Below are 17,263 nucleotides of genomic sequence, written 5' to 3'. Positions count from 1 at the left end.
CCGACGCGGCCCCTACCCTGTGGCATATGTGCAGAACGTAGCTTTAGTTCTGCGCGTAGAATTCGATGACCAAGTTCGGCTCCATCACGACGGCATAAGGCACGTCGCTGAGGCCGGGTGTGCGCACGAAGGTCGCGGTCATTTTCGAGTGATCGGCGTCGATGTAGTCAGGTACGTCACGTTCGGCCAGTTGAACGGCCTCGAGAAGGACGGCCAACTGCTTGGACTGGTCGCGGACCTCGATCACGTCACCCTCTTTCACGCGGTAGGAGGGGATGTTGACGCGCTTGCCGTTCACCTTGACGTGGCCATGGTTCACGAACTGGCGGGCGGCGAATACGGTCGGCACGAACTTGGCACGGTAAACGACGGCATCAAGGCGACGCTCGAGCAGGCCGATCAGGTTCTCGCCGGTGTCACCCTTGACGCGGGCGGCCTCGATGTAGACGCGCTTGAACTGCTTTTCGGTCAGGTCGCCGTAATAGCCCTTGAGCTTCTGCTTGGCGCGCAGCTGCAGACCAAAGTCAGAAATCTTGGCCTTGCGGCGCTGACCGTGCTGGCCGGGGCCGTATTCACGGCGATTGACGGGTGATTTGGGGCGACCCCAAATGTTTTCGCCCATGCGGCGGTCTAGTTTGTACTTGGCAGACGTGCGTTTGGTCACGGCTGATCTCCTTCTTAGAGTGCGAAGGGCGTTGTCCTTTGGATTGCTCCCGACAGGCATCCCCTTGCGGGGGCCACCAACACCAATGAAGCCGCGCTTATATCCGGGTCTGGGGCAGAGTCAACTACGGCAGCAAGGCTATTCGGACACCTTCTTGACGAACTGGGATTTCAGGCCCATCTGGCCGATCCCCGGCACCTTGCAGTCGATATCGTGATCGCCGTCGACCAGCCGGATACCGCGAACCTTGGTCCCGACCTTGACCACCGACGACGATCCCTTGACCTTCAGATCCTTGATCACCGTCACCGTATCGCCGTCTGCCAGAACGTTGCCCACACTGTCGCGCACCTCGGCGGCATCGTCGGACTGCGCATCCGGTGACCATTCATGAGCGCATTCAGGACAGATCAGCAGCGCGTCGACCTGATAGGTGTAGGCAGACGCACATTCGGGGCATGGAGGCAGGGTGTCATTCATGCCGGGGTCTATATCCGTGTGCCGCCACGATGACCAGAAGCGGATCGGCTGCGGCGACATTCACAGCAAGAAGAAAGCGAGCGCCTCGCGCCTTTGGCTGGACTTGGGCGCGGGGCGTGATTAGATCGCCTCTATGGCAAAAACTGATGAGAACAAGAATTACAAGGTGGTCGCCGAAAACCGGCGCGCGCGGTATGATTATGCCATCGAGGACGATATCGAATGCGGTATCATCCTTGAGGGGTCCGAGGTGAAATCGCTACGCGAAGGCGGCGCGAATATCGCCGAGAGCTATGCAAGCGTCGAGGATGGTGAGCTGTTTCTGGTGAACAGCTACATCGCCCCCTACAAGCAGGCCAAGACATTCGGCCATGATGAAAAGCGTCGACGCAAGCTGCTGGTGTCGCGCCGCGAGATGGCGCGGCTGTGGTCCGATACGCAGCGCAAGGGCATGACGCTGGTCCCGCTGGTCCTCTATTTTAACCATCGCGGTTTGGCCAAGCTGAAGATCGGCATCGCCAAGGGCAAGAAGAACCACGACAAGCGCGAAAGCGAAGCCAAGCGCGACTGGGGCCGTCAAAAGCAGCGCTTGTTAAAGGACAACCGCTGATGGAGCTGCTTGTCGCCATGTTTTCGGGCGCGGTGGGGGCGGTCTGCGCACGCAGGGCGATGCGGCGGCGCGCGCCCGGCATTTGGATCACAACGCTGTTGGGTATCCTTGGCGGTGCGGGCGCGTGGTGGGTGCTGGCGATGATAGGTCCGGGCGAACAGGCCGGGCCACTGTTGCTGTGGCACCTGGCGGCAGGCGCGATTGGCGGCGGCGCTCTGGTGTCGGTTGCGATCATGCTCTGGGCGCGCCTGGTGCGCTAAGGCACCCTTGCCGCCGCCCTTGCCACCGGGCCGGGGCGGTTATAATCAGAATGAGTAGCGAGATAGGGGGCGAAAATGGCTGAGGACGATCCGAGAATTCTGGTCTCGACTGAGTGGCTTGGCGCGCATCTGAAAGATCCGGACCTGCGCATTCTGGACGCAACCACCTTCTTGCCCGGCACCGGGCGCGATGCGCGCGCGGAATACGAGATGACGCATATCCCCGGCGCGCGGTTCTTTGACATCGACGATATCAGCGATCACCGCTCGGACTTGCCGCATATGGCGCCCACGACCGAGAAATTCATGTCGCGCTTGCGCGCCATGGGCGTCGGCGACGGGCATCAGGTGGTGGTTTACGACACGCATGGCCTGTTTTCCGCCGCGCGCGTCTGGTGGCTGTTCCGCCTGATGGGCCAAGGCGATATCGCCGTGCTGGATGGTGGCCTGCCGAAATGGCAGGAAGAGGGCCGCCCGATTGAGGATATGCCCCCCATCGTGCGCGACCGCCACATGACGGTGCGGCGCCAGAACCATATGGTCAAGGACGTCACTCAAGTCTCGGCCGCGTCCAAGCTGGGCGATCACACCATTCTGGACGCCCGCGCTGCAGAGCGGTTTCGCGGCGAGGCCCCCGAGCCGCGCGAGGGGCTGCGCGCAGGCCATATCCCCGGCGCGCACAATGTGCCTTATACCGATCTGCTAAACGCGGACGGCACGATGAAGGGTACCGAAGCGCTGCGCGCTGTGTTCGATTCTGCGGGGGCCGACCTTACAAAGCCGGTCATCACCACCTGCGGTTCCGGCATCACGGCGGCGGTCATCAATCTGGCGCTGGCGCGTATCGGTCATATGGACAATGCGCTTTATGACGGCTCGTGGGCCGAGTGGGGCGCGTTTCCCACCGTTCCGGTGGCCACTGGCGAGGCTTGATATGCTGGGCCACCTGCCTGCCCAATCCCCCGACGCTATCCTGCAACTAAGCGAGCAGTTGCGCGTCGATCCGCGCCCGAACAAGATTGACCTCGGCGTTGGTGTCTACAAGGACGCCAGCGGCGCGACCCCAATCATGCGGGCCGTGAAACAGGCCGAGCAGACGCTGTGGAACGCCGAGACGACCAAAACCTACACCTCCCTGCCCGGCGATCCCGACTTTCTGGCAGCGATGCGCCAGCTTGTGCTGGGGGACGATTTTCCCGGTAATCGTGTCGCCTCAATCGCCACGCCCGGCGGCACCGGGGCGGTGCGGCTGGGGTTTGATCTGGTGCGCATGGCGCGCCCAGACGCGCGTGTGTTCGTGACAGGCCCGACATGGGGCAACCATCTGAGCATCCTCAGCTATCTGGGGATGGAGGCCGTGCCGTTTCGCTATTTCAACGCCGCCACGCATGGTGTCGATACCGCTGGCATGCTCGCCGATCTCGCGCAGCTGCGCGAGGGCGACGTCGTGCTGCTGCATGGATGCTGTCATAACCCCACTGGTGCCGATCTCGGGGCAGATGACTGGCGCGCGCTGATCGACGTGATTAACGCCGCCGGGGCCGTGCCGATGGTTGATCTGGCTTACCTTGGCTTCGGCGAAGGGCTGGACGCCGACGCTGCGGCGACCCGCGCTATCTGCGCCGCCTGCCCCGAAGTGCTGATCGCCGTCAGTTGCTCCAAGAATTTCGGCATCTACCGCGAGCGGACCGGCATCCTGATGGCCGTGATGCAGGACACAGGCGCGCATACCCTCGCCCAAGGCGCGCTGACGCATTTGAACCGGCAGACATATTCGTTCCCGCCCGATCATGGCGCGCGGTTGGTCGCCATGGTGCTACGCGACGCTGAATTGCGCGCCGATTGGCAGGCCGAGCTGGACGATATGCGCGCCACCATGCTGTCGCTTCGTGGCGCGCTGGTACAGGAGTTGCGCGCGCGGTCGAACTCGGACCGCTTCGATTTTATCGCGCAGCATCGCGGCATGTTCTCGATGATCGGGGCCAGCCTGGCGCAGGTCATGCAGATGCGCGACGCGCACGCAATCTACATGGCGCGTGACAGCCGTATCAACATCGCGGGGCTGAACATGCACGATGTGCCAATCCTCGCCGCTGCGATGCTTGAGGCCGGTCTCTGAGCCTTGCACGTGATGCGCGCTTGTCGTTATCTGGCGATATGTCCAACGCACGCACCACACCGCTGATTCAGTCGCTGCCCGCCACCGTCCCCTTTGTGGGCCCGGAGGTGCAGGAGAGGTTGCGCGGCGCGCAATACACCGCTCGCCTTGGCGCAAACGAGAATGTCTTTGGCCCCTCACCGCACGCCATCACCGCAATGCAAAAGGCGGCAAGCGAGATCTGGCAATATGGCGACTCGTCCAGTTACGATCTGCGCTGCACGCTGGCAGCGCAACACAATGCCACGCCCGAAAACATCGTCATCGGCGAGGGGATCGACGGTCTCTTGGGGTATCTGGTGCGTATGATGATCGCGCCGGGCGATGCGGTGGTCACGTCTGATGGCGCCTATCCGACGTTCAACTACCATGTCACCGGCTATGGCGGCACGCTGCACAAGGTGGCGTATCGCGCCGATCAAGAAGACCTGCCCGCGCTGATGGCACGCGCGGCGCAGGTGGATGCCAAGCTGGTCTATTTCGCAAATCCCGACAATCCAATGGGCACTTGGGCCAAGGGCGCGGATGTAGCCGCTGCGCTGGACAGCCTGCCCGAGGGCTGCCTGCTGGTCCTCGACGAGGCCTATGTCGAATTCGCGCCCCATGGCACCGCCGCGCCGGTTGATGTCAACGATCCTCGCGTGATCCGGATGCGCACCTTTTCCAAGGCTTATGGCATGGCGGGCGCGCGTGTGGGCTATGCGATGGGCGCCACGTCGCTGATCGCCGAGTTCGAAAGAATCCGCAATCATTTCGGCATGAACCGCGCCGCGCAGGCGGGCGCGTTGGCGGCCATTCAGGACACCGATTGGTTGACCCATATCCGGCGCGAGGTCGCGACGGCGCGGGATCAGATCACGCGCATCGCCGCCGATAACGGCCTGACGGCCGTGCCTTCGGCCACCAATTTCGTCGCCGTGGATTGCGGCAAAGGCGGCGATTTCGCGCGCGCCGTTCTGGCCGGGCTGATCGCGCGGGATATCTTTGTGCGGATGCCGTTCGTCGCGCCGCAGGATCGCTGCATCCGCGTCAGTTGCGGGCGCCCCGAAGATCTGGAAAAACTCGCCGCAGCCCTGCCCGGCGCATTGCAGGACGCGCGCGGCTAACCTTTGGCGATCACCTGCGCGGCGGCACCTACTGCGCCCTCGCCGCGTGGAATATCCAGCGCCGCCATACCGGCCTCAATACTGCCCAGAACGCCCAGCACCATCTGCGCATTCACATGCCCCATATGCCCGATACGAAAAAACCCGTGCCACGCCGGATCATTCGCCTCGGCCATCCCCAGACCAACGCCCAGCGTGACGCCCGCATTGGCCTCCAGCCAGGTACGCAGATCGCTGGCACCCGGCGCTGGCAGCGATAACGCGGTGACCGCTCGGCTGCGATGCGCGGGATCGCCCATATTTATCCGCAGCGCGCCGCCTGTCGCCCAAACCTCGCACGCCGCCCAGATGGCGCGGGCAAGGCGGTCATGGCGCGCCCAAACAGCCTCGAGCCCCTCATCCTGAATCATGTCCAGCGCGGCGCGCAGTCCATATAGGTGATGCGTCGGCGCGGTGCCGAAAAAGTGTTGGTAAAACTCACCCGGCGCGGCGCGCAGCGTCCAGTCCCAATAGGGGCTGACACGGGCAAGCCTGCGCCGTGCCTCAGCCGCCTTTTCGCTGAAAAAGACAAAGCCCAGACCAGGCGGCATCATTAGCCCCTTCTGGCTGCCGGTCACGGCGACATCGACGCCCCACGCGTCCATCTCGAACCGGTCACAGCCCAGAGAGGCAATGCAATCGGCCATCAACAGCGCAGGATGTCCCGCCGCGTCGATGGCCGCGCGGATGGCCTCCATATCGCTTAGCGCTGAGCTGGACGTGTCAACATGCGTGGCCAGCACGGCCTTGATCCGGTGCGATGTGTCCGCGCGCAAAGCCTCTTCAACGCGGTTGGGATCGATGGGCGACGCGCGCCCGAAATCCAGCATCTGAACGTCGATGCCCATCGCGCGCGCCATTTCCGACCAGCCATGGCCGAAGCGGCCCGTGACCAGCGCCAGCACCGTGTCGTCCGGTGCCAGTGTATTGCTCAGCGCGGCTTCCCACGCGCCATGGCCATTAGCGATGTAGATGGCGACGTGATGCTGGGTGCGTGCCACGCGTTTGAGGTCCGGGATCAGCGTTTGGACCATGTCGATCAGCGCACCGGCATAGATGTTCGGCGACGCGCGGTGCATCGCGTTCAGCACCCGGTCAGGCACGACCGACGGGCCGGGAATGGCCAGATAGGATCGCCCGCCAGACAATGCGCCTTGGGTGTCGGAAACGCTCATCTCCAGCCTCACTTTTGCAATATCGCACGCACCCTTACGCCCATCGCTGCCCGCGTCAATCCACCCGCGCGCTTGCCATGCGCGGCGCACGCGATTAGACGGAGCGTTCTTGCCGCAGCGCAGAGGCCCTCATGCCCCTTTTTAAACGACTGGCCACGTGGGAACGCAACCTGCGCCAATCCTACAACACCGACCTTTCGACGCCCGAAAACCGCCGCCGCGCGCATATCTACAACCTCTGGTTCGACCATGCCATCCTGCGCGGTATCTGGACCAACCAGTTCGAGGTTGCGCCGGGCGTCTACCGCTCGAACCATCCGACGCATAAACGCTTTGCCCAGATGAAAGAAATGGGGATCAAGAGCATCCTCAATCTGCGCGGTTCCGGCGGAGCGGCGCACTATCTGACCGAAAAGGAAAGCTGCCAAGAGCTGGGTCTGACCCTGGTCGACGTCACGCTACACGCCCGCTTTGCTGCCCCGCGCAAGGATATCGCGGCGCTGCTCGCCGCCTTTCGCAGTATCGAAAAGCCGTTTGTCATGCATTGCAAATCAGGGGCCGACCGCGCCGGCTTTGCTTCGGCTATTTATCTGATGGTGATGGAGGGGCGACCCGTGGCCGAGGCCCGTAAAATGCTGGGTCTCAGATTTTTGCACGTCAAACGCTCGCGCACTGGTGTGCTGGACTACATCCTCGATCTCTATGAGGCGCGTCACGCGCAGACCGGCATCGGGTTTGAGGAATGGGTGCTGACCGAATATGACAACGTTCAAGTGCAGGCCGATTTCGAAGCAAATTTCAAACCTTGGTTCTAGAGCCTTTCAATGCTGTGGGCGTTTTGCATCAAATCTATACCTCAGATTAGACGCAGAACACTTTAACGCGTGCCAATGCGCACCGCCATATCCAGCATCCGGCAGGAAAAGCCCCACTCGTTGTCATACCAGCCGAACACACGCAGCAACCCGCCCCCCGATACGGATGTCTCGCGCCCACTCATAATGACGGACTCGGGCCGCGCGCGCAGGTCCGACGACACCAGAGGCCGCTCAGTCCAGCCAAAGACGTCCGCATAGGGACCCGCCTCTGACGCACTGCGCAGAACCTCGTTCACCTCGCCCACCGTTACCGCCCGCCCGGTCTGCACCGTCAGATCGATGCACGACACGCTTGCAGTCGGCACGCGGATCGCACGCGCCTCGATCCTGCCGGCGAGGGTGGGCAGCACCAGATCCATCTGGCTGCGCGCACTGGTTGTGGTCGGCACCATCGACAGGGCGGCTGCGCGACTACGCTCAAGGTTGCCGCGCGGCTTGTCTACCGTGGGCTGACTGCCGGTATAGCAATGCACCGTCGTCATCTGCGCCGACACGATGCCGAATGCCTCGTCCAGAAGCCGCGCCAGCGGGGCCAGTGCGTTGGTCGTGCAGGACGCATTGGAAATGATGCGCTGATCCGCGAGCGCGGCATCATTCGCGCCCAGCACCAGCGTCACATCGGCCTCGGCCGCAGGGCCCGACACCAGAACGGCGCGCGCGCCCGCTTCCAACCCGCGCTCGGCCATGGCGCGCTTGCCCGCCATGCCGGTGCATTCAAGCACCAGATCGACACCGCTCAGATCCAACTGCCGCAGATCCGGCACTGAATGAAACGGCACGTGCCGCCCGTCGACGATCAGCGCGCCCGGACCGGTAGCCACCTCGCCCGGCCATGTGCCATAGATGCTATCGTACTCGAACAGATACGCGCAGGTTTCAAGCGGCTCGATCTCGTTGATCAGGGCCAGTTCCACATCTGCACGCCCGGCCAGAACGATACGCAAAATCGCGCGACCGATCCGACCAAAGCCGTTGATGGCAATCCTGACTGGCGGCTGAGACATGGCGCGGTCTTTCCCTTAAGCGACGCATAATCGCTAGCGTATCAGGCTGCTTCCCGCCACCCCCTTAGCCATCCATTCATCTACTGGCCGCCTGATATCCTCGCTCAAGAGGCATCCAGCACCCCCCACGCGCACACGCGCCTACGATGGCGCGCCAAGCCGTTGCCGCCCCCCATAATCCCATGCTAGTCTGTGCCAAAAAAGGCAGGGCAAAGGCAACTATGACCGCACTTCGCGAATACCAGCGGCTTGAGGCGCCGGGCCTCTGGCGTGCCGCGCCCAGCGACCAGCGTAGCGAAGTTGTAGTTTCAATGGGCAATGCGACGCTGGTCATCACCGATATGCGCGACCGGGTGCTGACGCATTGGTCTATTCCCGCGGTCAACCGCGCCAATCCCGGTCAAAGGCCCGCCATCTATCACCCCGACGGAGACACCGGCGAGACACTGGAACTGGCCGAGTCAGAAGCGCAGATGATCGACGCGATCGAGAAGCTCCGCGCCGGGATCGCACGGCAACGGCCCCGGCCCGGACGTCTGCGCCTCGGCATGATGCTGGCCTCGGTGGCCGTGGTCGCAGCATTGGCGATCTTCTGGCTGCCGGGCGCGGTGCGCGATCATGCGCTGCGCGTCGTGCCGTCGGTCAAACGCATCCAGATTGGCGCGTCGCTTGAGCGCGAAATGCAGTCTGTAACCGGCTTGCCTTGTCGCGCACCCGCCGGCGTTGAGGCGCTGGCCAAGCTGGCGCAACGCCTGCCCCCGACACGCGGCACCGGCGCGCTGCGGGTGGTGCACGGTGGCGTCGCCACCACGGCCACGCTGCCCGGCGGCACAATCCTGATCGACCGCTCGCTAGTCGAGGACTATGAAGAGCCCGACGTCGTCGCAGGCTACATCGTGGCCGCGCGCCTGCGCGCTCGCGCCCACGACCCATTGGGACGCCTACTGGACCACGCGGGCCTGATCGCAGCGTTCCGCCTGCTGACCACCGGCGATCCGGGCGAGGACGCCTTGCGCGCCTATGCTGAATATCTGCTGGCCGACGCGCCCGCCGTGCCGCTGGCGAACGAGGTGCTGCTAGAGGGGTTCAAAGCATGGTCAGTACGCGCCGCGCCCTATGCCTATGCGCGCGACATCTCGGGCGAGAGCACGCTGGCGCTGATCGAGGCCGACCCCTTTGCTGACGAGGTTCCGCCGCCGATCCTCAGCGATGGCGACTGGCTGCGTCTTCAGGGCATCTGCGGCACGTAACCCTTTCAGACCCGACGCTTGCACCTTTTCGCTGCCATGCAACCTTAGCGTAGCCGCGCGTTGCCAAAGCCCGCGCCGCGCACCCGCGCCAGCGCGCCCTGCGCCGCCTGAGCATTGGCAAACGGGCCGCTCAGCAACACGCTGTAATGCTGGCCGCTGAGTGTCATGCTGCCCAGCCGCGCGGGCAGGCCCACCCCGGCAAGGCGACGCGACGCCCGCTGCGCCTGCGCGCGGCTGGTATAGACGCCCGCCTGAACGTAGTTCTGCCCGCCTGTCGATACCGCTGTCCTGCTCGCCTGCGCGGAGTGCCGCGGCGTTGTCGAGACGATCACGCGATGCGAGGGCGCCCCCATCGCTGCGCGCTGCTGTTCATAGCTGGTGTAGGGATAGATCAGGCCCGGATACTGCGCCGACATGTCGCGGCCCGTATCGGTCAGGATCAGGCGACGCGGCACGGTATTTGTCCACATCATCGCCATCTGTGCCTTGCCTGCGAAGGTCTGATGCCCGCGATGCGGATTGAGGCGGCCGTCCATCCAGACGCGTTTGTAGCCCTCGGGGATCACGACATCCTGCACGGCGCGCGCCTGCCTCAACGCAACATGACGCGGCGCGACGCGCGTGGTGTAGGGATCGACCCGCACCACCCGTCTGGCTCTCCGGGGTTGCGGCACGGCACGGGTGGCGTACGGCGCATAGGCCGGAATGGCCGTTGGGCGCGGTGCGTGGCGTGCGGCCTGCGTGCCGGGCACACGCGTCACATGCGCGGTCGCCTGCGGACCGCACCGCACGGCGTAGCCAGACGTAGTGCCGGTATAGCGTGACGACAGCGCACCGGCGCCCGCGCATCCGCGTACCGTGGTCGTGCGGCGCACGGTTCTGGAGACAGCTTTCACGGCTGGCTGCGCGACCGGTGCCAAAACGGGCGAGGCGCGCGGTGCCTGAACGACAATTTTGCGCGGCGGCGGCGCAGGCTGGGCGCGGACCACACGTTTGGGCGCAGGCTGGATCGCAGCGGCCGGTTTCGGCTGAGCCGCCGACGCTTTCTCGGGAACGCGCGCCGTAGGCAGCGTCGGCGGCTGGCCGCAGATCGTTTTGCGCGCGCGCGATACGCGCGGCACCCAAGTCACGTTGCCATCAATCCCGGCGCGCACAAACACGCAGCCCTTGCTGTCGACATATTGCCGCCCGGTGTAGGAACTGGGCGGAAACTCGGCCGGCTCGCCTGCGTCACGAAGGGCTTGCGCCTGAGCAACCCCCAGACCGCAGGACGCGGCGATGACCGCAAGCGCTATCAAGCGTGTAATTTTCATAGTGCCCCCACAAGATGTGCTATATTGTTGCCTCAATTCAGGCTCCGAGTAAACAGGCAAGCGGTCGGGGCAAGCGCGTTACTTTGTGCCGAACATGCGGTCCCCTGCATCACCAAGCCCCGGCAGGATATAGCCCTTGTGATCCAGCCCCTCGTCCAGCGCGGCAGTGACGACGGGCACGTCGGGATGTGCTTCCTTCATGCGCGCGACGCCCTCGGGCGCGGCCAGCAGGCACAGGAACCGGATGTCGGTCGCTCCGGCTTCTTTCAGCAGATTTACGGCGGCGGCGGACGAATTGCCGGTCGCCAGCATCGGGTCGACCACAATCACCAGCCGCTTGCCCAGTTGATCCGGCACCTTGAAATAATACTGCACCGGTTGCAGCGTTTCCTCGTCGCGGTAGAGGCCGACAAAGCCGACCCGCGCCGAGGGAATCAGCTCTAGCATCCCGTCAAGCAGGCCGTTTCCCGCCCGCAGGATCGAGATCAGCGCCAGTTTGCGCCCTGCCAGCACCGGTGCGTCCATCTCACGCATTGGCGTTTCGATCACGCGCGTGGTCATGGGCAACTCATCGGTAACCTCATAGGCCAGAAGCTGTGAGATTTCGCGCAATAACTGCCGGAAAACGGCGGTCGAGGTGTCTTTCTCGCGCATCAAGGTCAGCTTGTGCTGGACGAGCGGGTGTTTGACGATCGTTAGGTGCTGCCGCATGGAATCCTCCGACGATTGGCTGGGGTCCTTATTTTCAGATGCCAAGGCTGAGGGCAATGGACATGGTGTATCATAATCCGGGCGGCATGGCGCGCTGCGAACCCATGTTTCATTCCCGATTGCGCAAATATGTGCAAAGATGCACTCTCACACCGGCCCACGATGCCACCATGAGCAAACTAGTTTAATACTAAACCAATTTGGACAAGGAGCCGCAAAAAATGAGCGACCCAAGCGATACGTTACGCCAGGCGGCCCTGCACTATCACGAATTCCCCAAGCCCGGAAAACTGGAAATCCGCGCGACCAAACCGCTGGCCAATGGTCGCGATCTGGCCCGCGCCTATTCGCCCGGCGTCGCCGAGGCCTGCCTTGAAATCAAGGCTGATCCTGCCACTGCCAGCCGCTACACCAGCCGCGGTAATCTGGTGGCGGTGATCACCAATGGCACCGCCGTTCTGGGCCTTGGCAATATCGGCCCGCTGGCGTCCAAACCGGTGATGGAAGGCAAGGCGGTGCTGTTCAAGAAGTTCGCCGATATCGACTGTTTCGATCTGGAGGTGGATGAGTCGGACCCCGTAAAACTGGCCGAGATCGTCTGTGCCCTTGGCCCCACCTTCGGCGCGATCAACCTTGAGGATATCAAGGCGCCCGACTGTTTCATCGTCGAAAAGATCTGCCGCGAGCGCATGGGCATCCCCGTTTTCCACGACGACCAGCACGGCACCGCCATCGTTGTCGGCGCGGCGACGAAAAACGCGCTGCACGTCGCCGGAAAGAAATGGGAAGATATCAAGGTCGTTTCGACCGGGGGTGGCGCGGCAGGCATCGCCTGCCTCAACATGCTTGTGAAGCTAGGCGTGAGGCGTAGCAATATCTGGTTATGCGACATTAAGGGGCTGGTGTATGAGGGCCGCACCGAGGACATGAACCCGCAAAAGGCCGAATTCGCGCAAAAGACCGATCTGCGCAATCTGGCCGACGTGATCGAGGGTGCCGACCTCTTTCTTGGCCTCTCCGGGCCCGGCGTGCTGACCGCTGATCAGGTCAGGAAAATGGCCCCGCGCCCGATCATCTTTGCCCTCGCAAACCCGACGCCCGAGATCATGCCCGACCTCGCCCGCGAGGCCGCGCCGGATGCGATCATCGCAACGGGGCGCAGCGATTTTCCCAATCAGGTCAATAATGTGCTGTGCTTTCCGTTCATCTTTCGCGGGGCGCTGGATGTGGGCGCGACGCAGATCAACGACGAGATGCAGATCGCCTGCGTTGACGGCATCGCCGAGCTGGCCCGCGCTACGACGTCCGCCGAAGCGGCAGCAGCCTACCACGGTGAACCGATGACCTTCGGCGCCGAATATCTGATCCCCAAACCCTTCGATCCGCGCCTGTCGGGCATCGTGTCGACCGCCGTCGCCCGCGCCGCCATGGAGAGCGGCGTCGCCGCCCGCCCGCTGGAAAATCTGGACATCTACAAGGCCAAGCTGGACGCATCGGTATTCAAATCCGCACTGCTGATGCGCCCCGTCTTTGAGGCGTCGAAAAAGGACGCGCGTCGCATCGTATTTGCCGAGGGCGAGGACGAGCGCGTTCTGCGCGCGGCCCAAGCCGTTCTGGAGGAAACCAGCGAGCAGCCCATCCTGATCGGCCGCCCCTCGGTGATCGAGACGCGCTGCGAGCGGATGGGCCTCGACATCCGTCCGGGGCGGGATTTTCGACTGGTCAATCCCGAGGACGATCCGCGTTACCGCGACTATTGGACCAGCTATCACGACATCATGCAGCGACGCGGCGTCACACCTGATCTGGCCAAGGCCGTGATGCGCACCAACACCACCGCCATCGGTGCCGTCATGGTGCACCGCGACGAGGCCGACAGCATGATCTGCGGTACGTTCGGCGAATATCGCTGGCATCTGAAGTACGTCAATCAGGTGCTGGGCGATTCCGAGCATTACCCGCACGGAGCGCTGTCGATGATGATCCTCGAGGACGGCCCGCTGTTTATCGGCGACACACATGTGCGCGTCTTTCCCTCGCCCGAACAGCTGGCCGAGACCGCCATTGGCGCCGCGCGCCATGTGCGCCGGTTCGGCATCGAGCCGCGCATTGCCTTTTGCTCGCAATCGCAATTCGGCAATCAAGGCGAAGATTCAGGCAAGCGCCAGCGCGCCGCCATCGCCCTTCTTGACGCGAAGCCGCGCGATTTCTGTTACGAGGGCGAGATGAATGTCGATGCCGCCCTCGACGAGGAACTGCGCGAGCGCCTTCTGCCCGGCAACCGGATGAAGGGGGCGGCGAATGTGCTGATATTCTCGAACGCCGACGCGGCCTCGGGCGTGCGCAACATTCTAAAGATGAAGGGCGGCGGGCTGGAGGTTGGCCCTATCCTGATGGGCATGGGCAACCGCGCCCATATCGTATCGCCTTCAATCACGCCGCGCGGCCTGCTCAATATGGCGGCTATCGCAGGCACACCCGTGGCGCATTATGGCTGAGGCGCACGTCGCCGTCCCGTCTCAGGGGCGGCGACATTTCAATGGCGGGCCGATTATTTCTTATGCACCCTGCCCAACACGCACGGTCTTGCCGCGCGCCCCGCTCCCGCCTTACAAAGGAGATAGCAAGCAGGGAGGCCACTATGCGCTACGCCGATATCTACCAAAGCTGGCAGGACGATCCAGAGGCCTATTGGCTTAAACAGGCCGAGGCGATTGACTGGGCGACGCCGCCGACGCAGGCGCTTTTCGATCGCGGCGATCACATGTATGAATGGTTCGCCGACGCGCGGGTGAACACCTGCTACAATGCCGTCGACCGCCACGTCGCAGCCGGGCGCGGTGATCAGGTCGCGATCATCCATGACAGCCCCGTGACCGGCACGAAACAGCACATCACCTATAGCGAATTACAGACCCGCGTCGCCAGCCTCGCCGGTGCGCTATGCGCCAAGGGCGTGGAAAAGGGCGACCGCGTCATGATCTACATGCCCATGGTGCCTGAGGCGCTTGAGGCGATGCTGGCCTGCGGGCGCATCGGGGCGATCCACTCGGTCGTGTTCGGCGGCTTTTCCGCGACCGAACTGGCCGTGCGTATCGACGATTGCACCCCCAAGGCGATCATCGCCGCCTCCTGCGGGATCGAACCTTCGCGCATGGTCGCCTATAAACCCCTCGTCGATGGCGCTATAAACCAGGCGACACATCAACCCGAATTCTGCGTAATCCTTCAGCGCGAGCAGCAGACCGCCGAGCTGATCGAGGGCCGTGACGTGGACTGGCACGATTTTCAAGGTGGCGTAGAGCCTGCCGAATGCGTCCCGGTCGAGGGCAATCACCCGGCTTATATCCTCTATACCTCCGGCACCACCGGCGCGCCCAAGGGCGTGATCCGCCCGACAGCAGGTCACCTTGTCGCGCTCAACTGGACGATGAAAAATGTCTACAACGTCGATCCGGGCGACGTGTTCTGGGCCGCGTCAGATGTGGGCTGGGTCGTCGGCCACAGTTATATCTGCTACGCACCGCTGATCCACGGCAACACCACGGTGGTGTTCGAAGGCAAGCCGGTGGGCAACCCCGATGCAGGCACCTTCTGGCGCGTCATCTCCGAGCACAACGTGCGCAGTTTCTTTACCGCGCCCACGGCCATCCGCGCGGTCAAGCGCGAGGACCCGAATGGCGATCTGCTAAAGAAATACGACCTGTCCTGTCTGCGCGCCCTCTACCTCGCGGGCGAGCGGGCCGATCCCGACACGGTCCACTGGGCACGAAAGGTGCTGGACAAGCCGGTCTACGATCACTGGTGGCAGACAGAAACCGGCTGCGCCATCGCGGCCAACCCGGTAGGGATTGAGCCGCTTCCGGTCAAGGTGGGCTCGCCCACCGTCCCGATGCCCGGCTACGATATCCAGATCCTCGCGGATGATGGCACGCCCAAGCCGGTGGGTGAACTGGGCGCCGTCGCGATCAAACTGCCCCTACCCCCCGGCACCTTGCCGACGCTCTGGAATGCCGAAGGTCGGTTTCGCAAATCCTACCTCGAAACCTTCCCCGGCTATTATGAGACTGGCGATGCGGGCATGATCGACGAGGACGGATACCTCTACATCATGGCGCGCACCGACGACGTCATCAACGTGGCCGGCCACCGCCTCAGCACTGGCCTGATGGAAGAGGTTCTGGCAAGCCATCCCGACGTCGCCGAATGCGCGGTCCTTGGTGCCAAGGACGAGTTAAAGGGCCAGGTGCCTATTGGCTTCGTGTGCCTGACCAAGGGGGTGGACCGTCCAGCGGACGAAATCACCTCCGAATGCGTCGCCATCGTGCGCGACAAAATCGGCCCGGTTGCCGCCTTTAAACTGGCCGTGGTCGTCGACCGTCTGCCCAAGACCCGCTCGGGCAAGATCCTGCGCCGCACCATGGCCAGCATCGCCGATGGCGAGACGTTCAAGCCCCCCGCGACCATCGACGATCCGGCGGTTCTGGATGAAATCGCGGAGGCGCTTAAAACCATCGGCTATCCGAAATGACCTAATCGGGACCGCCTTAACAGACGGCGCCTATCCTTTCATCGTTCCCAAAGCGTTTCGTGTTCAAATTGAGATACAACTTGAGCTCGAAACGCGCGCAACGTTTATATGTCGTGGTCGTTTCGACATATTGTCATGATTCAAGAATATGTCGAAACGCTTTAAAATACTCTCGCCGAAGGCGTTGGGGCTTCCCGGAATTCTCTTAGGCACGCGCGAAATCCACGTCATTCATCAGGCTCGGAATCCGCGCCTCGGTCTGGCCGATCAGGTCCAGATCGATCTGTGCCGTGATCACGCCCGGCCCCTCGCTCGCATCCGCCAGAACCTCGCCCCAAGGGTCGACAATCAGCGAATGACCATAGGTCTCGCCACCTCCGGGGACCGGCCCCGTCATCCCGGCCGAGACGACAAAGCGTGTCGTTTCGATCGCGCGCGCGCGGTTCAGCACATGCCAATGCGCCGCGCCCGTTTTGGCGGTAAAGGCAGCGGGACAGGCCATTATCTCGGCCCCGCCCTGCGCCAGGCTGCGAAAGAGATGCGCAAAGCGCAGATCATAACAGATCGTGTGCCCCACCCGTGCCAGCGGCGTGTCATGAATCACGGCGCAGGTGCCGGGATCGACCCGATCGCTTTCGCGGTAGACCTCATCGCCGGACAGCTGAATGTCGAACAGATGGATCTTGTCATACCGTCCGGTAATTTCGCCATCCGGCGCCAGCATGAAACCACGGTTGATGATCCGCCCGTCCGGGCCATCGACGGCGATGGAGCCGAGGTTGATCCAGACGCTATTCTTCGCCGCGAATTCCCGCATCCTGCGTAAAAATGGATGGTCGTCCTCGGCGGCTGAGGGCGGCGCCACCGCAGGCCCGTCAGTGCGCAATCCGCCACAATACTCGGGCAGGAACAGTATCTGCGCGCCGCCTGCCACCGCCTTTTCGGCCAGTGGCAGCAGCTCGTCCAGCGCTGCCTCCATAGTCGGCATGGGCCTGAGTTGCAGGCAGGCAATATTGAGGGGGCGAGGCATCGGCAGGCTCCTGTACTAGCAGTCAGGGCCAGCCTAGGCCAGTGTCGCCATCTG

The 17,263-nt window shown here is 63.3% G+C and carries 16 protein-coding genes; 9 read left to right on the top strand and 7 right to left on the bottom strand.

Annotation, left to right across the window (positions count from 1 at the left end; genetic code table 11):
* Positions 1-43: 43 nt before the first annotated feature.
* Both rpsD and U3654_RS00865 read right to left on the bottom strand, forming a co-directional pair.
* Positions 44-664 carry a 30S ribosomal protein S4 gene (gene rpsD, locus U3654_RS00870; protein ID WP_324753486.1) on the bottom strand — a complete coding sequence of 207 codons (621 nt, stop codon included), beginning with the start codon at positions 662-664 and terminating at the stop codon, positions 44-46.
* A 138-nt stretch (positions 665-802) separates the two neighbouring features.
* Positions 803-1,144: a zinc ribbon domain-containing protein YjdM gene (locus U3654_RS00865; protein ID WP_324753485.1), complete on the bottom strand. Its 342-nt coding sequence runs from the start codon at positions 1,142-1,144 to the stop codon at positions 803-805.
* A 133-nt stretch (positions 1,145-1,277) separates the two neighbouring features.
* On the opposite strand from U3654_RS00865, the gene smpB reads away from it, so the two are divergent.
* The 5 genes from smpB (at position 1,278) to U3654_RS00840 (ending at position 5,278) form a co-directional block, all read left to right on the top strand.
* Entirely contained in the window at positions 1,278-1,754 is a 477-nt protein-coding gene (gene smpB, locus U3654_RS00860) for an SsrA-binding protein SmpB (RefSeq protein ID WP_324753484.1), read from the top strand.
* Positions 1,754-2,014, top strand: coding sequence for a hypothetical protein (locus U3654_RS00855; protein ID WP_324753483.1), 261 nt, complete (start codon positions 1,754-1,756; stop codon positions 2,012-2,014). Before smpB ends, U3654_RS00855 begins: the two co-directional genes overlap by 1 nt.
* Positions 2,015-2,089: 75 nt before the next feature.
* Entirely contained in the window at positions 2,090-2,947 is an 858-nt protein-coding gene (sseA, locus tag U3654_RS00850) for a 3-mercaptopyruvate sulfurtransferase (protein WP_324753482.1), read from the top strand.
* A 1-nt stretch (position 2,948) separates the two neighbouring features.
* The gene (locus U3654_RS00845) at positions 2,949-4,133 is read left to right on the top strand and encodes an amino acid aminotransferase (protein WP_324753481.1); all 1,185 of its coding nucleotides are present in this window, start codon (positions 2,949-2,951) and stop codon (positions 4,131-4,133) included.
* Positions 4,134-4,171: 38 nt separating this feature from the next.
* Complete coding sequence (locus U3654_RS00840) at positions 4,172-5,278, top strand: pyridoxal phosphate-dependent aminotransferase (protein WP_324753480.1); 1,107 nt, start codon at positions 4,172-4,174, stop codon at positions 5,276-5,278.
* On the opposite strand, the gene U3654_RS00835 is transcribed toward U3654_RS00840, so the two are convergent.
* On the bottom strand, positions 5,275-6,492 hold the full coding sequence (locus tag U3654_RS00835; protein ID WP_324753479.1) for a pyridoxal-phosphate-dependent aminotransferase family protein: 1,218 nt from the start codon (positions 6,490-6,492) through the stop codon (positions 5,275-5,277). The genes U3654_RS00840 and U3654_RS00835 overlap by 4 nt on opposite strands.
* A 131-nt stretch (positions 6,493-6,623) precedes the next feature.
* On the opposite strand from U3654_RS00835, the gene U3654_RS00830 reads away from it, so the two are divergent.
* Positions 6,624-7,307, top strand: a complete 684-nt coding sequence (locus U3654_RS00830) for a tyrosine-protein phosphatase (RefSeq protein ID WP_324753478.1) — start codon at positions 6,624-6,626, stop codon at positions 7,305-7,307.
* A 62-nt stretch (positions 7,308-7,369) separates the two neighbouring features.
* On the opposite strand, the gene U3654_RS00825 is transcribed toward U3654_RS00830, so the two are convergent.
* Complete coding sequence (locus tag U3654_RS00825; RefSeq protein WP_324753477.1) at positions 7,370-8,374, bottom strand: type I glyceraldehyde-3-phosphate dehydrogenase; 1,005 nt, start codon at positions 8,372-8,374, stop codon at positions 7,370-7,372.
* Positions 8,375-8,595: 221 nt separating this feature from the next.
* Here U3654_RS00825 and U3654_RS00820 point away from each other — a divergent pair, with 221 nt between their 5' ends.
* Positions 8,596-9,624 (top strand): hypothetical protein, encoded by a 1,029-nt coding sequence (locus tag U3654_RS00820; RefSeq protein ID WP_324753476.1) that lies wholly within the window; start codon positions 8,596-8,598, stop codon positions 9,622-9,624.
* A 44-nt stretch (positions 9,625-9,668) separates the two neighbouring features.
* Here U3654_RS00820 and U3654_RS00815 read toward each other — a convergent pair whose 3' ends face one another.
* Entirely contained in the window at positions 9,669-10,937 is a 1,269-nt protein-coding gene (locus tag U3654_RS00815) for an SPOR domain-containing protein (RefSeq protein WP_324753475.1), read from the bottom strand.
* A 78-nt stretch (positions 10,938-11,015) separates the two neighbouring features.
* Positions 11,016-11,648 carry a uracil phosphoribosyltransferase gene (upp, locus tag U3654_RS00810; RefSeq protein WP_324753474.1) on the bottom strand — a complete coding sequence of 211 codons (633 nt, stop codon included), beginning with the start codon at positions 11,646-11,648 and terminating at the stop codon, positions 11,016-11,018.
* A 221-nt stretch (positions 11,649-11,869) separates the two neighbouring features.
* Here upp and U3654_RS00805 point away from each other — a divergent pair, with 221 nt between their 5' ends.
* Together U3654_RS00805 and U3654_RS00800 are read left to right on the top strand one after the other, a co-directional pair.
* Positions 11,870-14,146: an NADP-dependent malic enzyme gene (locus U3654_RS00805; RefSeq protein ID WP_324753473.1), complete on the top strand. Its 2,277-nt coding sequence runs from the start codon at positions 11,870-11,872 to the stop codon at positions 14,144-14,146.
* Between the two features lie 143 nt (positions 14,147-14,289).
* Positions 14,290-16,179: a propionyl-CoA synthetase gene (locus U3654_RS00800; protein WP_324753472.1), complete on the top strand. Its 1,890-nt coding sequence runs from the start codon at positions 14,290-14,292 to the stop codon at positions 16,177-16,179.
* Between the two features lie 205 nt (positions 16,180-16,384).
* On the opposite strand, the gene U3654_RS00795 is transcribed toward U3654_RS00800, so the two are convergent.
* Positions 16,385-17,209, bottom strand: coding sequence for a carbon-nitrogen hydrolase family protein (locus U3654_RS00795; protein ID WP_324753471.1), 825 nt, complete (start codon positions 17,207-17,209; stop codon positions 16,385-16,387).
* Positions 17,210-17,263 lie beyond the last annotated feature (54 nt).

The sequence above is a fragment of the Roseovarius sp. Pro17 genome, from assembly GCF_035599575.1.
Classification (GTDB): domain Bacteria; phylum Pseudomonadota; class Alphaproteobacteria; order Rhodobacterales; family Rhodobacteraceae; genus Roseovarius.
The sequence above is the reverse complement of the archived record's forward strand: the minus strand, read 5'-3'. Positions and strand labels throughout refer to the sequence as shown.